The organism is Acinetobacter sp. YK3 (assembly GCF_001729365.1).
Classification (GTDB): Bacteria; Pseudomonadota; Gammaproteobacteria; order Pseudomonadales; family Moraxellaceae; genus Acinetobacter; species Acinetobacter vivianii.
In genome coordinates this window covers 1-14,891 of record NZ_LZPJ01000116.1, presented here as the reverse complement: position 1 = coordinate 14,891, position 14,891 = coordinate 1, and the positions used below count along the sequence as shown (strand labels likewise).

Below are 14,891 nucleotides of genomic sequence, written 5' to 3'. Positions count from 1 at the left end.
ATATTTGACAGAAAAATTTAACGCGTGAATACCGTAGCAACAAGGACGTGAGCGGATGAACCAATATGTAAGTGATGCACTGTTAAGCTGGACGCATCATATTAAAAATGTATGCGGCAATTTTGAAACGGATTTTGATGGTACCCGTAATTTATTCATTGGTGAGGTGCAGTGTTTTTTATTGGGTGATACCGAGATTGCTTTTATCAAAAATAATGCCAATAAAATTGTCCGGAAAGCGGATGAGGTCGATCGGGTCAATAATCGGTTTTGTTTTTTGATTTTGCAATATTCAGGAAAAATGCTGCTGAATTATAAAGATGAAACTTTAACCTTGAATGAGGGTGATATCGTTTTACTTGATCCTGTTGAAACCATTTCGATGTTTCCACAAGGTTTGGTCAGTCAAATTTCGGTGCATCTGTCGCGGGAAAAGTTACTGAAAGAGCATATTAGTTCGGAGTATTTTGGCAAACTCATTACCCAAAATATGAGCGGTTTTTTACTCAAGAATATTCTGAAAAATATGTCGCCTGAAAATATTAAGCTTTGGTATGCAACCGAAGATGGCAATGCATTTGAAGATGCACTGATTGCTCTAATCAAGCCGACCATTAATTATAAAAATATGAATCATGCCGATAATCTTTTAGAAAAAGCCGAGCGCTATATTATTGAGAATTTAGCTAAACCTGATCTTTCTCCCAAGCTCATTGCCGCACATATTGGTGTATCGCTACGGCATCTTTATCGATTATTTGTCCAAGAAAACCTATCGATTAACAAATATATACAGCTCAAACGTTTGGAAAGAGTCAAAACAGATCTGCTGGATAAAAGAAATAAACAAAGTTCGATTACCCAGCTTGCCTTGAAATGGGGTTTTTGGGATGGCGCTCATTTTTCAAAAATCTTTAAAAAAACCTATGGCATCTCTCCGAAAGAGTTCAGGGAAACGATGTTGGCTTAAGCATTTTTGATGTCATTTTTAGACAAGTTCGAGGTCATTCCTGAACAAGCTAGACCGATGCAACTGTGTTGAAATTAAATCAATAAGGAAAGGTTTGAACGACCAAAGAAAACCAAAATCTTAGGTTGATCTTACCTGTTTCACACAGTGGAAAGTGCATTTTAACGATCCATCAAAGATCGTTCAGGGATAGACAGAAAAGGATGAAGATGATGCTTAAACAACAATTATTCAAAGATATACAAAAAATATTAGCGCTTAACCTATCCATTGCTGCGAGCTGTTGGGGCTTGACTACGCAGGCTTATGCGCATGGTGGACATGCCGAAATGGTACCGCTTTATCAAAACATGAGTGAGCAGGGCGCTAAAGTTGTTAAAGATGATTTTACCAATAGCTATACCATTACCAAAGGTTCCATGCAGGTCAGAGCCAAACCTAATTCAGATCAGGTCTTGGTGAATGGAAAACCCTTAAAGCTGAGTGTCCCGTTACTCATTAAAGATGGCAAACCCGTTATTGGGAAAGACTTTTTCAATGAAGTGTTCCAGTCGGGTTTAGATCAAACTTTTAAAATTGAAAATACCTTTCATCCGCTCAATAGCCTCAATACAGATGAAATCAAAAAGACTTTTGATGTGATTAATCGCTCAAAATATGCCTATAAAAATATGCGTTTTGCCGAGTTAAAACTGAAAGAACCTGAAAAAGCCAAAGTTTGGGATTTCTTTATCAATCATAAAGAATATAAAGATGATCGCATGGCCTCTTTTATTTTATTAAAAGGCAACCAAGCGATTGAAGGTGAAGTAAATCTGAATACACAGCAAGTCACGAAATGGAATGTCCTTAAAGATACGCATGGTATGGTGTTACTGGATAACTTCGAGACCGTACAACGTGTGATTGAAGCAAGCAAAGAATATCAGGATGCTTTACGTAAACGTGGCATCACAGATGTCAAGAAAGTGATTACCAATCCATTAACTGTCGGCTATTTTGGCGGTAAAGATGGCTTGGATAAACAGCTTAACGTTTTAAAAGTTGTGTCTTATCTCGATACGGGAGATGGCAATTATTGGGCACACCCGATTGAAAATCTGGTCGCTGTGGTGGATCTGGATAAAGAAAAAATTATTAAAATCGAAGAAGGGGCAATGATTCCTGTTCCAATGGTAGATCGTCCTTATGCCACCAAAAATACTAAACCACCTAAAATTAAGCCGCTCAATATAAGTGAGCCTGAAGGCAAGAATTTTACCATTACAGGACAAACCGTACATTGGGGAAATTGGTGTTTCCATGTCGCACTAGACTCTCGTGTTGGCCTGCAACTTTCAACTGTGACATACAAAGATAAAGGCGTAAAACGCAAGGTCATGTATGAAGGTAATCTGGGCGGTATGGTGGTTCCATATGGTGATCCAGATATGGGCTGGTACTTTAAATCGTATCTGGACTCAGGTGAGTATGGGATGGGAACACTCACATCAGCCATTCAACTGGGAACTGACGCACCAGAAAATGCAGTATTACTGGATGCGGTCATAGCAGACTATAAAGGCCAGCCACAAGTGATTCCAAATGCAATCGCCATTTTTGAGCGCTATGCAGGGCCTGAATATAAACACCAGGAAATTTTTGGTGATCAAGACGCAAGTGAAGCACGCCGTGAACTTGTGGTGCGCTGGATTAGCACAGTGGGTAATTACGATTACATGTTTGACTGGGTCTTTGCCCAAAATGGTGTAATTGGCATTAATGCAGGTGCAACGGGTATTGAAGCGGTTAAAGGTGTTAAGTCACGCACCATGCATGACAGTACCGCCAAAGAAGACACTAAATATGGCACTCTGATTGACCATAATATTGTGGGTACAACCCATCAACACATCTATAACTTCCGCTTGGATATGGATGTAGATGGGGAAAACAACAGCTTTATGCACATGGACCCTGTGGTGAAGGCCAATGACAGAGGTGGTGTGCGTACAAGCACGATGCAAATTGACAGTAAAGTGATTAGCAATGAGCAAAATGCGGCTGAAAAATTTGATCCATCTACCATTCGTTTACTCACGAATTTCAATAAGGAAAATAAATTGGGTAATCCTGTTTCTTACCAATTGATTCCATTTGCAGGTGGAACACACCCTGTGGCGAAAGGAGCCAATTTTTCCAAAGATGAATGGTTATTTAAACGTTTGAACTTTATGGATAAGCAAATTTGGGTGACGCAGTACAATCCAGATGAACGCTATCCTGAAGGCAAATATTCCAACCGTTCGACTCATGACACAGGCTTAGGTCAATTCATTAGCAACAATGACAATATTGAAAATAAAGACCTCGTGGTCTGGATGACCACAGGCACCACCCATGTGGCGCGTGCTGAAGAATGGCCGATCATGCCAACAGAGTGGGTTTATACCTTGATCAAACCGTGGAATTTCTTTGATAGTACCCCGACGTTGAATTTGGGTGAAGAAGAGCAAAATACGCAGCACGACCATCACTAAAAGTGCAGATGAGCCAGAAAGGGTAACGTGAGCTTACCCTAAGCTGAGCGTCCAGCAGTCCGCTGACAAAAAAGGAATTTTGTATGAAAACGCTACTTTCTCAAGTTATGAGAGGGACTCTCTTTGTCTCATTTTTTTCAACTGTGCATGCAAGTGAGCTAGAAATTAAACCGACTTTTGAGGCAACTTTCGGGGCTTTTAGTAGCGGTAAAAGCTATAACGGCGAAAACCTAGAGGATGAAAGAATCAATTGGCAAGAAGGCCATCTTAAATATGGCGTCAAAGGACAATATACATTTAACAACAACCAGCTCTATGCAAGTTTGAGCGGGATTAGTTCGGCAACCTTTGGAGATGGTGACGCAGGCCAAAATAGTAATGGCAAAGAACGTAAAACAGATGTGAATGAATGGATCATTGGTTTTAAAGATGGTACCAATAAAGATGAGTTAACGACCTATGATTTAAGTATTGGTCGGCAAAATATCATGATTGGTGACGGTTTTTTCATTGCGGGGGATGCATTAAACCTCGGTAAAACACCTGCGGATGGCACACTCGATCGGGGCGGCGCCTATTATCTGGCGGCACGTCGAAGCTTTGATTTTACCAGTTTGCTTCAATACAAACTGCAAGAGAATACGACGCTAAAGCTGGCTTATTTAAAGTCGGACAATAAAGCACAATTTTCCCCAGAACTCTTTGTAACTGATCTGATGTATCAGCTTAAAGATAAAGGTGTTGGGTTTACTTATTTAGATGTATTAGATCTTGAAGATGCTGAACAGGTTTCGGGGCGCGAAGACCTTAAAAACTATGCTTTACGTTTGAATTATCAACCTTTACCAGAGCTGCAAGTTAAAACTGAGTTTGTTGTACAAGATAAAAAAGAGGGTCAAGAAAATGCTGGCTATTTAGCACTGAACTATAACTTTTTATCTTCAAAATATACGCCCTCATTAGGCTACCGTTTTAGTCACTTTTCAGACCAATACGATCCAATGTTTTATGGAAATACGGTCGGGTTTGGTACATGGTTTCAAGGTGAAGTTGCTGGAAACTATGCTGGTCCATTCAATAAAAATGCAGATATTCATCAAGTCTCTTACAGCATGAATCTAAAAGAAAACTTTATGTTGGGTGCTTTGGCCTATAAGTTCAAAACAGTCAATAAGTCTTTTACCAATGTGGATGGACATGAGCTGGATGTGTTTTCGGTTTGGTCGGTTAATAAAAAATTCAACGTTATTCCTTTAGTCGGGCTCTATAAACCAAAACACGATATCCATAGCGGTGGTACTCAAAATTACGATGTTAAGACCAATGTGTATGCGCAGTTGATTCTGCAATACATCTATTAAATCAGGGTGAAGGAGACCGTGTTTATTGGCGGTGCATTTATAGAAATAAAATGAGGATGAAATCAGATGAATACACAATATGACTATATCGTGATTGGTGCTGGCTCAGCAGGCTGTGTGGTCGCAGCACGACTATTAGAAGCCAAGGCTGGGCGTGTTCTTGTTCTAGAGGCAGGAAGCCGAGATAGCAGTATGTTTCATACTATACCTGCGACAGTGGTTAAAGTATTCCAGCAGAAATCATGGCAATACATGACCGTGCCGCAGAAATATTGTAATCATCGTGAAATGATCCTTGCACAAGGAAAAGTGTTGGGAGGTGGAAGCTCGGTTAATGGCATGATCTATTGCCGAGGCCAACGACAAGATTATGATTTATGGGCCTCGGAATGGGGATGCAATCAATGGTCTTATCAACATGTGCTGCCTTTTTTTAAGAAAGCAGAAAAAAATGAAAGTCTTGCTGATGAATATCATGGACAAGATGGCATTTTACCTGTCAGTGAAAACCGCTATCGCCATCCTTTAACGCTTGCTTGTATTAAGGCAGGTCAACAAATGGGGATGAACTATGTTAACGATATTAATGGTTGGGATCAGGCGGGCGTAGGGTTTTATCAAACTACTACTCAAAATGGTTCTCGGGCGAGTACCTCAAAAACCTATTTAAAGTCAGTCGAAAACCACCCAGACCTCACAGTGATTACTGATGCCTTAGTCCATAAAATTGAAACTCAAGGTGATCAGGTTACTGGGGTGACTTATAGTGTTGGCGGAAAATCACCAATTACGGTACAGGCTCAAAAAGAAGTCATTCTGAGTGCTGGTGCTATTGGCAGTCCTAAGGTTTTATTACTTTCGGGAATTGGCCCAAAACAGCATTTAGATGAACTCGGAATAGAATGCATTCGTGATTTACCTGTAGGTGACAATTTTCATGATCATTTGCATATGTCGATTAATGCAACTGTAACAACCAATAATAGTCTGCTCGGTGAAGACCAAGGTTTAGCCGCAGTACGACACTTTTTACAATGGTGTTTTACGCGTTCAGGATTGCTAACCACCAATATTTTAGAAGGTGGTGGTTTTATTGATACCAATAACAATGGTCGACCTGATGTCCAATTTCATTTTTTACCTGTGCTCGATAATTTCGATAATACCCCTGGTGAAAAAGCAGTGGCTCAGGCACATGGCCTTACCATTAAAGTCGGACATGTACAGCCAAAAGCACGTGGGACTTTACGTTTAAGCAGTAAAGATCCCAAAGATTTACCTGTCATTGACCCTAATTATCTAGGTCATCAAGAAGATATTGACGCAAATATCCGTGCAGTACAGGCCGGACTTCGCTTATTACAACAACCAGCATTGAAAGCGATTGTCAAAGAAGTGATTGAGCCTGCAAATGTCGATCCTGATGATATTGAAGCGATTGATCAATGGATGCGCCAGAATATTAAAACGGTTTATCACCCCGCAGGTAGCTGCAAAATGGGCAATGCTCCGCAAGATTCGGTCACAGATCAGACCCTTAAAGTACATGGTTTTCATAACTTACGTGTGGTGGATTGTTCTATTTGCCCACAAGTTCCAAGTGGTAATACCAATGCAATTGCCATCATGATTGGTGAGCGCGGTGCAGACTTTATTTTGAATCAAGTCGCTTAGTTGCTGTCATATCAATATTTAGAAATGAAAAGAGGAAAAGAAAATGAGTGAAGTTCAGATTTTAGCAAGCGTACAGCAATTTATGACACGTCAACATGGACATTTTATTGATGGAAAATTAGTTGCTGCCGAGCTTTTAGATAAAGTGGATATTGTAAATCCATCGACTGAACAAGTGGTTGCTCAAATTAGTATTGGTAGTCAACACGATGTTGAAAGCGCCGTGAAAAGTGCTGAACATGCTTTTCAAAATGCTTGGGCTGAAACGACGCCGTATGAACGTGGCGTTAAACTGAACAAGTTAGCCGATTTAATTGAGCAATATGGTGAAGAACTTGCACAGCTCGAGTCATTATCTACTGGAAAACTTATCAATATTTCAAGACACCTTGAAGTCGCACAATCTGTTATTTTCTTAAGATATTTTGCGGGTTGGTCAACTAAAATTAATGGTCAAACCATGCAACCCTCTATTCCTTCTATGCAAGGTGAAAAATATACGGCCTTTACTTTAAGACAACCGATTGGTGTGGTTGCAGGGATTGTGCCTTGGAATTTTTCACTGATGATTGGTGTTTGGAAAATCGGTTCAGCTTTAACAACGGGCTGTACCATTGTGCTTAAACCAAGTGAGTTTGCCAGCTTATCTTTATTACGTTTAGCTGAACTTGCCATTGAAGCAGGTATTCCAGCGGGTGTTATTAATGTGGTTACAGGTAAGGGTGATACAGGGCAATATTTAATTGAATCGCCGCTGGTTAAGAAAGTCTCATTTACAGGTTCAGTTCCAACTGGCATTGCCATTGGTAAACTCGCAATGAGCAGTGATTTAACCCGTGTAAGTCTGGAGCTGGGTGGTAAAAATGCCATAGCGGTTTTGGCCGATGCAAATATTGATGAGATTTTACCGACTTTGCTGCAAGCAACTTTTGTGCATCAAGGACAGGTTTGCGCATCGCCAGAGCGGTTTTTTGTACATCATACAAAACATGATGAACTAGTCGAAAAACTCTCTAAAGCACTCTCGAGTTTCAAAATTGGATCGGCTATGGATGAAGGAAGTATGTTTGGCCCACTCTCTAATCAGCCACATTTTCATAAAGTAAAACACTATTTAGATATGGCTAAAGCCAACAACCAGATTATTGCTGGAGGTGAGGCCCTAGATCAGACTGGGTATTTTGTACAGCCGACTTTAATTTCCTTCAAAAATACGGATGACCCTTTATTTTCAGAAGAAACCTTTGGTCCAGTGGTTGGGGTAATGCCTTTCGAAACTGACGAAGAACTTGTTCAACTGATGAATCAGTCGCGCTTTGGTTTAACCGCAAGTATCTGGACAAATGATTTATCTAAAGCTTTACGTTTAATTCCTAAAATTGAAGCAGGAACCTTATGGGTCAATATGCACACATTCTTAGATCCATCCGTTCCATTTGGCGGGGTGAAAGCTTCAGGAGTTGGCAGAGAGTTTTCAGATGCATTTATTGAAGATTACACCGAATTAAAATCGGTCATGATTCGCTATTAAGTCAATAAAGAGGTTTGTCATTTTAGAAATAACAAACCTCAGTCTTTAACATAAAAATTGGACTAAAACGTTAGTAGTTTAAAGTGATGCTTTGTTGAGTTGCTTGGTCGATTTCCTTTTCACTCACTGCATCATCTTTACACTTATAACTTTCAAATAAAGGCAGTTGATCTGCAAAATGGGCATCAGTTTTTCCATTTTGATTGATAAAGCCACTTTGTCCTGGGGCTAAAATCGAACACATTGTGACCTGATTTGGATTTAACACCACTCTAAAAGTAGCACTTCCTGTATTTCCATAAGTACTGAGCTGTTGTTCATGTGATGGATCAGCCCATGGAATACCGACTGAATTTTTGCTGGAAAAGCCCATTGTCGCCACTGGAATTTTCCAGTCATTCGGATCAGTAGAGTGATACTGTTTTGAAAGTTCAGTCAGCGCATTTTCTAAAGCTTTTAAGACAACCTCATCTGCTGTTTGTCCTTTTAAGAAGTCAACCTGTTGAGGAACGCTCGCCTGTTTTCCTTGCAATGCATTCCAGATTAATTTTGAGGCGCTGGCTGGCTGGGCACTACGTGGATCATTATTGACTGGATAAAGCGTATCGGTATAACGCTGATAAATACTTTCTGATAAGTTCGGTTTTAACACCAAGACAATCATCTGATTCAGCCATGCACGCATAATCGCTGGCGCTGCACCTTGATAATTTTTCCCTTCACGATCTGGGCGTAATTTTAGATCCCATTCTGCCAATAGCGGTGCGACTTTTTTAGCCTGGGCCGTGGCTTTGTCACTTTGTGCGGCTTTGATTATAGAGGGAATAAAATAGCGTGCGTTTAAATCCGACCAAGCACCTATTTTATTAATGTCCCAAATCTCTTGCTGGCTTAACTTTGGTTTGCTTTCCAAAGGTTCGATCAGTTCATTGACACGATCAACATAAGAGAAATTCGATGAGTCAGAACGTAAACCTGCATATGCTTTATTATTCCAACTACTGATATAACCTTTTTCAGGATTATATTGTTTAGGATTATGCGAGAAATCGTAGAAACCCTGCCATTCCATTGAACCATCGCCAAGTGCAGGAAGTTGAATATGCTGGTTTTCGGGGCGAATCGGTAAACGTCCCAACGCAGCGACCCCAATATTGTTTTTGGTATCGGCATAGAACCAAGTAATAGAGGCTGCGACACGTTTAGCTTGAGCAAGAAACTCATTCCAGTTGGTGGCCTTGGCTGCATTGGCCCAGCCTAATAAGGTTTCAATTTCTACACCTTCCCAGCTACGTTTTTGAGCATAGGCGGTGTGATTTTTTTCATCCCATGTGCTGACAAAGCCTTGTTTGCTCTTATAAACATCTAAAATATGGTCGGCCTGATTCTTAACTTTTATTTTTACTTGCTTGTGCTCAAATGGAATATAAGCGCCTTTGTATAAATATTCTTTTGAATTGCTTGGATTTAAAGTGAGTTGGTAAACATCGTTAGTATCGAGTGAGCCTACCGTAGAACCCCATGCGATTTTGCCATTGGTGCCAAATAAAATGGCAGGTAAACCGACAGGGGTAATTCCTGTTAGGTCATAGCCAGCGCCGTGTAGTCCAATTGCATAGGTAATCGCAGGGGTATACCAGCCTTGTTGCGGGCCATTATATAAAACAGTCTGACCCTCAATGGTCTTATCTCCCTTTACTACCCAAGCATTGCTAGCTGTTGGAACACCATCAATCACGCTTTTACCCAGCGCAATACGTGCTTGTGCTAAATATTTTTCTGCTGCCTGATTGGAGATAGGCAAAACCTTTTTCGGGATAGTTTGCTGTTGTGCTGAAAACTGTGGTGCTTGTTCGGACTGAATAATTGTTGGCGCTTTGGGATCATCTAGCCAGCGTAATTGTTGATAGACTTTCAGACCCTCAGCTTGCCCTTTTTCTTTTTGTAGTTGGGTGAGCAAGTCTAAGTTTGAAACTTCTGAACTGGCTGAAAAGAAGCGATTGAGAATGAGGCCGACCCAAACCATTGCTATGTCTTCTGTTTCCCAGCTTGAGGGTTTAAAGCCATAATCAACAAATTCTTTTGGCATGAGTGCTGGTTTGGCTAAAACTTCTTTGACGCGTTTATTGAAACCTGCTGCATAACCCTCAAAAATTGCACGATCTTCAGGAGAGAGTCGCGCAATTTGTTGTCTGATATTTTCAGGGTTAAAGCGACTATGGGTTGCAATATCATATTGCACATAATCGGGACCCAATACTTCAGCGACCGTACCTAAACCTGTACGTTTTGACATTTCCATCTGAAATAAACGATCAGTTGCGACGGCATAGCCATAACCGTAAAAAAGCCCATAACTATCTTTTGCATAGACATGGGGCGTACCAAAGTGATCTCGCTTAATTGTGATTTGTTGTGGGTGAGGCGTTGTTTCTAAATTTGAAGGTGAATTACATCCTATGAGCAAAGTACAACCTAACGCTAACATTCCATTTTTAAGCAAAGTAGCGCTATAGAGGGGGCTATGATTGATCAATTTTAAATATCCTTATTGTCGTTATCGTTTCAAAGACATGACTTGAAAATCTTCTGTTGAAGGGAGTGAAATACACCGCTGAACATACCTTGTTCATTGAATAAAATTATGATGATTTATCTATGTAATTTTCCATTACCTTGTGGGTATATCTTTATACTTTATGAGACAAGGTTTTATCGGTTTCGAGAAATTCATTTAAGAAAAATAATAGATCAAACAATCATCTGCTTTTTGCTCGGGGCATTAAGATGATTGTTTGACGAATGAGCAGAACTAACGCATCAATTTTTTAGCTAACCGATCTGGATTCAGTAATACGATATTGAGAATCCCAACCACAACCAGATACAAACCAATAGAGCTAAATCCCTGATTCATGCCTATCGTTAAATTTTCTAACATCTGTGGACTGAGTGGAACGCCTTTGCCTGAGTTGATATAACCTGCATGGTCCATTAAATATCCAATCATGGTTGGGGAAATGATTCCGCCTATAGAGGCGGTTGCCACCAGTGTTGCCATGACTGCGGCACGTTGCTGTGGACAAACACTATAACTGACGGTCATGGTTGCCAGCGGAAAACACATGGAAAATCCTGCTGCAACCGTGATCAGGATCAGATTGAGACTTCCCGTTGAAAAGGAGAGCAAATAAAAGGCAGCACCCGAACATAGAAGTAGTAAGCCAAAAACAACACCAAAAGCAATATGAACACTTTGTCCTTTTTGTAGAAGTACTTTTGAAATATAGCCAGCAAGTGCCAAGGTGAGGGCGCCTAAAATCCACGGAAAGCTAGAAATAAAGGCAATCATTTCAGGCGAGAACTGATGGATGGATGCAATATATTTAACTGCCCAAGTGGTTAAAAATCCTAAAGACCAAAAGCAGCCCAAGCCAGCGAGGAAGGCCGCAATAAACATTTGAGAAAAAAAGATTTTGAAAATTGGGACGGGTTTTAATTGATCTACAAAATCTATGATGCTTTGGCGACTGGTCTCAGCTTCTTTGCTTTCTGTTATAGAAGAAGTCGCTGAATTTTGGGCTTGATGAAAATGACTATAAGGGCCTTCTTTACAGATACAACGCCAGAAAAGACTCCAGATGATGCCGATAATACCCAGAAAGCCAAAGGCCCAACGCCAGCCCCAATCTGGATGCGCAATGATATAGGCCAAAATAGGTGCTGCAATAATTGGCCCAAGCATGGTTCCTGAAGCGACAAGGCTACTTGGGAAACCACGGGCACTGGGTTCAAACCAACCTTGTACATGGGTTAATGAAATGGATGAAGCAGGGCCTTCTGCTGCACCGAGTACTATTCGTGTGATCAATAAGGTTGTTAAACCACCACCGAATAGCATAGGGAACTGTAACAGTGCCCAACTTAATCCCATGATCAGAAGTAACCAGCGGGTTTGAACTTTTTCTGCAATAAAGCCAACGGCGATACCCGAGATTGCGAACAAAAAGAAAAAGGCACTGCCAATAAAACCAAACTGGGTCGCCGTGAGTCCTAATTCAGCCATGACGGGTTCGGCAACAAGACCTAAAACAGCTTTATCTGCAAAATTAATCATCTGAAACAGCACTAAAAGTGCCGTAATTAGCCAAGCTCGTTTCAGATTTGAAGAGAAAAATGAAGGTGCTGAAACCGTATGGTGTTGTGAGTTGTTATTATGCATTGCATGATCCTTATGCAGCGACCAAGGCACATCGGTCAAAAAATAATGGCTTACTATTGATTTAAATAAATATATTTCTATGGCAAAGCTTATTCAGGTGGAACGTGTTTTTAGTGCTACGATCTTGCGCTGCTTATGAAGCAGCACTTTGTTTTAATTAAGTTGTAGTAATAAAGTCGAACACTGCCTGATTGAATGCATCGACCTGTTCAATATTCGAAATATGCGAGGCATTGATTTCTACTAACTGGGCATTTGGAATCTGCTGTTGCATAAATTGCCCATCAGCAACTGTAGTGACAGGGTCTTGTGTTCCAGCAATAATTAAAACAGGAATAGGGATCGCTTTGAGTTGATCACGAACATCCGCCTTAGCCAAAGCCTCACAACAATTGGCATAACCCATTGCGCTGCCAGCACTTAAGTCGTTACACAAGTTATTGACAATCGCCGTTTGGCTTTGGATAAAGGGATCTGTAAACCATCGAGATGCGGCAGTCGCTGCGATGGGTTGTAAACCTTGTTCTCTAACTAATTTTGCACGATCCAGCCATGCTTGTTCCTGACCAATTTTTGCCGCAGTATTGGCAATGATCACATGACTAAATCGATGTGGATAATGAATCGCAAGCCATTGACCCGTTAAGCCACCCATGGAAATTCCACAAAAACTGGCTTTTTCAACCTTCAAATGATCCAGTAAACGGATGACATCTTCACCCAGTTGTTGCAGGGTATAAGGATCTTGCGGCGTTGATGATGCACCATGACCACGTGTGTCATAACAAATCACATAAAAGCGTTCTTTAAAATAATTGAACTGCTGTTGCCACATCCCGTAGTTGGTCCCCAAAGAATTGGAAAATACCAGTGCAGGGGAGTTGGGATCTCCAAAAGTTTGATAATTGATCTGTGCATCGGCAGACTGAAAAACTGACATTACTCTTCCTTAATTTTTAATCAACACGTTGAATAATCAATGCAATGCCTTGACCGACACCGATACACATCGAACATAAGGCATATTGTCCCTTGATCTGTTCAAGCTGGTTTAAAGCTGTGGTCACTAGACGCGCACCAGACGCACCCAATGGATGACCTAGGGCAATTGCACCGCCATTCGGATTGACGCGGGCATCATCATCTGCCAAACCTAAATCACGGGTGACTGCCAAAGCTTGTGCAGCAAAAGCTTCGTTTAGCTCAATCACATCCATTTGCGCTAAAGAGAGATTGGCTTGTTTAAGTAGTTTCTTGATCGCAGGTGCAGGTGCAAAGCCCATAATGCGAGGTTCAACACCCACTGTGGTGGCTGCAATGATTTTGGCGCGTGGTTTGAGTTGATATTTTTCGACGGCTTCGTCCGAAGCAATCAATAAGGCAGCAGCACCATCATTAATTCCAGAGGCATTACCTGCTGTCACTGTGCCTTCTGCTTTCACCACACCTTTAAGTTTGGTTAAAGCTTCTAAAGTTGTTGATGCACGTGGATGCTCATCCGTATCCACCACAATGGCATCGCCCTTACGCTGTGGAATCGTTACAGGGATGATTTCACGGGCAAAGAAGCCTTTGGCTTGTGCAGTTGCAGTACGTTGCTGGCTGTTTAAAGCAAACTGATCTTGATCAGCACGGTTGATATTGAATTGCTCTGCCACGTTTTCCGCAGTTTGTGGCATGGTGTCCACGCCATACATTTCTTTGAGCTTTGGATTGATAAAACGCCAGCCCATGGTGGTGTCTTCAATCTTTTGGCTGCGACCAAATGCACTGTCAGATTTTCCCATCACATAAGGGGCACGGCTCATACTTTCCACACCGCCCGCAATAATCAGGTCAGCTTCGTTGGCTTTAATGGCACGCGCAGCCATGGCAATGGCATCCAGTGATGAACCACATAAACGGTTCACTGTGGTTGCAGGCACTTGATAAGGTAAGCCTGCCAATAATGCTGACATACGTCCAACATTACGGTTATCTTCACCCGCCTGATTGGCACAGCCATAGATCACATCATCCACTTGTTGCCAATCGACACTTGGGTTGCGTTGCATCAAGGCCTGAAGTGGGATGGCTCCCAAATCATCTGCACGTAATGGTGCAAGACCACCTGCATAACGACCAAATGGAGTACGGATGGCATCGATGATATAAGCGTTTTTCATTTTAAATCTTGTCCTTTACTTCGGGCCTTTCAGCCATTCTCAGTCATTATTTCGCGATGGCGACATGGATGTCGCCTGTTGGACTGTGGTATATGGATATACCATCAGTCCAACAAAGGATTTTTGTTACTTTTTATCCTTAAAAAGTAAGGCATTGCCTATACAAATGATTTTCGAAAATCACTTTCATTTACAGGCAGTGACGGTAGTAGCACTGGCCATTAATTAATAAAAGCTTGGTACGACGGAGTCTTAAGGTGTTTAATCCCATACCAACAGCTAGTTTTCGTCACTTTTTCCTTTTAATCCTCCCTTAATCCCTCCTTTAAAAAGGAGGGAGACCTCACTCTATTGTTTAGGTGAAGTCCCCCTTAACAAAGGGGGATTTAGGGGGATTTCAATCCTTAAGCTTGAGTCGCATCAATCAACTGAGCACCCGTCAACGCCTG

The 14,891-nt window shown here is 41.3% G+C and carries 9 protein-coding genes; 5 read left to right on the top strand and 4 right to left on the bottom strand.

Annotation, left to right across the window (positions count from 1 at the left end; genetic code table 11):
• Positions 1–55 precede the first annotated feature (55 nt).
• From feaR to A9Z07_RS14230, 5 genes are all read left to right on the top strand, one after another.
• Positions 56–970, top strand: coding sequence for a transcriptional regulator FeaR (feaR, locus tag A9Z07_RS14250; RefSeq protein WP_004771104.1), 915 nt, complete (start codon positions 56–58; stop codon positions 968–970).
• Positions 971–1,173: 203 nt separating this feature from the next.
• On the top strand, positions 1,174–3,489 hold the full coding sequence (gene tynA / locus A9Z07_RS14245) for a primary-amine oxidase (protein WP_171258983.1): 2,316 nt from the start codon (positions 1,174–1,176) through the stop codon (positions 3,487–3,489).
• 143 nt (positions 3,490–3,632) lie between these two features.
• Complete coding sequence (locus A9Z07_RS14240) at positions 3,633–4,850, top strand: hypothetical protein (protein ID WP_139126649.1); 1,218 nt, start codon at positions 3,633–3,635, stop codon at positions 4,848–4,850.
• A 66-nt stretch (positions 4,851–4,916) separates the two neighbouring features.
• Complete coding sequence (locus A9Z07_RS14235) at positions 4,917–6,524, top strand: GMC family oxidoreductase (protein ID WP_069579511.1); 1,608 nt, start codon at positions 4,917–4,919, stop codon at positions 6,522–6,524.
• A 43-nt stretch (positions 6,525–6,567) separates the two neighbouring features.
• On the top strand, positions 6,568–8,055 hold the full coding sequence (locus tag A9Z07_RS14230; RefSeq protein WP_069579509.1) for an NAD-dependent phenylacetaldehyde dehydrogenase: 1,488 nt from the start codon (positions 6,568–6,570) through the stop codon (positions 8,053–8,055).
• A 70-nt stretch (positions 8,056–8,125) separates the two neighbouring features.
• Here the strand turns inward: A9Z07_RS14230 and A9Z07_RS14225 are convergent, their stop codons facing one another.
• The 4 genes from A9Z07_RS14225 to pcaF form a co-directional block, all read right to left on the bottom strand.
• A complete protein-coding gene (locus A9Z07_RS14225; RefSeq protein WP_139126648.1) occupies positions 8,126–10,543 on the bottom strand; it encodes a penicillin acylase family protein in 2,418 nt (805 codons plus the stop codon).
• Between the two features lie 324 nt (positions 10,544–10,867).
• Complete coding sequence (locus tag A9Z07_RS14220; RefSeq protein WP_069579506.1) at positions 10,868–12,277, bottom strand: MFS transporter; 1,410 nt, start codon at positions 12,275–12,277, stop codon at positions 10,868–10,870.
• Between the two features lie 157 nt (positions 12,278–12,434).
• Positions 12,435–13,217 carry a 3-oxoadipate enol-lactonase gene (gene pcaD, locus A9Z07_RS14215; RefSeq protein WP_069579504.1) on the bottom strand — a complete coding sequence of 261 codons (783 nt, stop codon included), beginning with the start codon at positions 13,215–13,217 and terminating at the stop codon, positions 12,435–12,437.
• A gap of 16 nt (positions 13,218–13,233) precedes the next feature.
• Positions 13,234–14,442: a 3-oxoadipyl-CoA thiolase gene (gene pcaF / locus A9Z07_RS14210; RefSeq protein WP_062846724.1), complete on the bottom strand. Its 1,209-nt coding sequence runs from the start codon at positions 14,440–14,442 to the stop codon at positions 13,234–13,236.
• Positions 14,443–14,891 lie beyond the last annotated feature (449 nt).

Bases quoted from the DNA above. Each gene is read 5' to 3' on its own strand.
- feaR (WP_004771104.1), top strand. From the start codon at position 56: ATGAACCAATATGTAAGTGATGCACTGTTAAGCTGGACGCATCATATT.
- tynA (WP_171258983.1), top strand. From the start codon at position 1,174: ATGAAGATGATGCTTAAACAACAATTATTCAAAGATATACAAAAAATA.
- A9Z07_RS14235 (WP_069579511.1), top strand. From the start codon at position 4,917: ATGAATACACAATATGACTATATCGTGATTGGTGCTGGCTCAGCAGGC.
- A9Z07_RS14230 (WP_069579509.1), top strand. From the start codon at position 6,568: ATGAGTGAAGTTCAGATTTTAGCAAGCGTACAGCAATTTATGACACGT.
- A9Z07_RS14225 (WP_139126648.1), bottom strand. From the start codon at position 10,543: ATGTTAGCGTTAGGTTGTACTTTGCTCATAGGATGTAATTCACCTTCA.
- A9Z07_RS14220 (WP_069579506.1), bottom strand. From the start codon at position 12,277: ATGCATAATAACAACTCACAACACCATACGGTTTCAGCACCTTCATTT.
- pcaD (WP_069579504.1), bottom strand. From the start codon at position 13,217: ATGTCAGTTTTTCAGTCTGCCGATGCACAGATCAATTATCAAACTTTT.
- pcaF (WP_062846724.1), bottom strand. From the start codon at position 14,442: ATGAAAAACGCTTATATCATCGATGCCATCCGTACTCCATTTGGTCGT.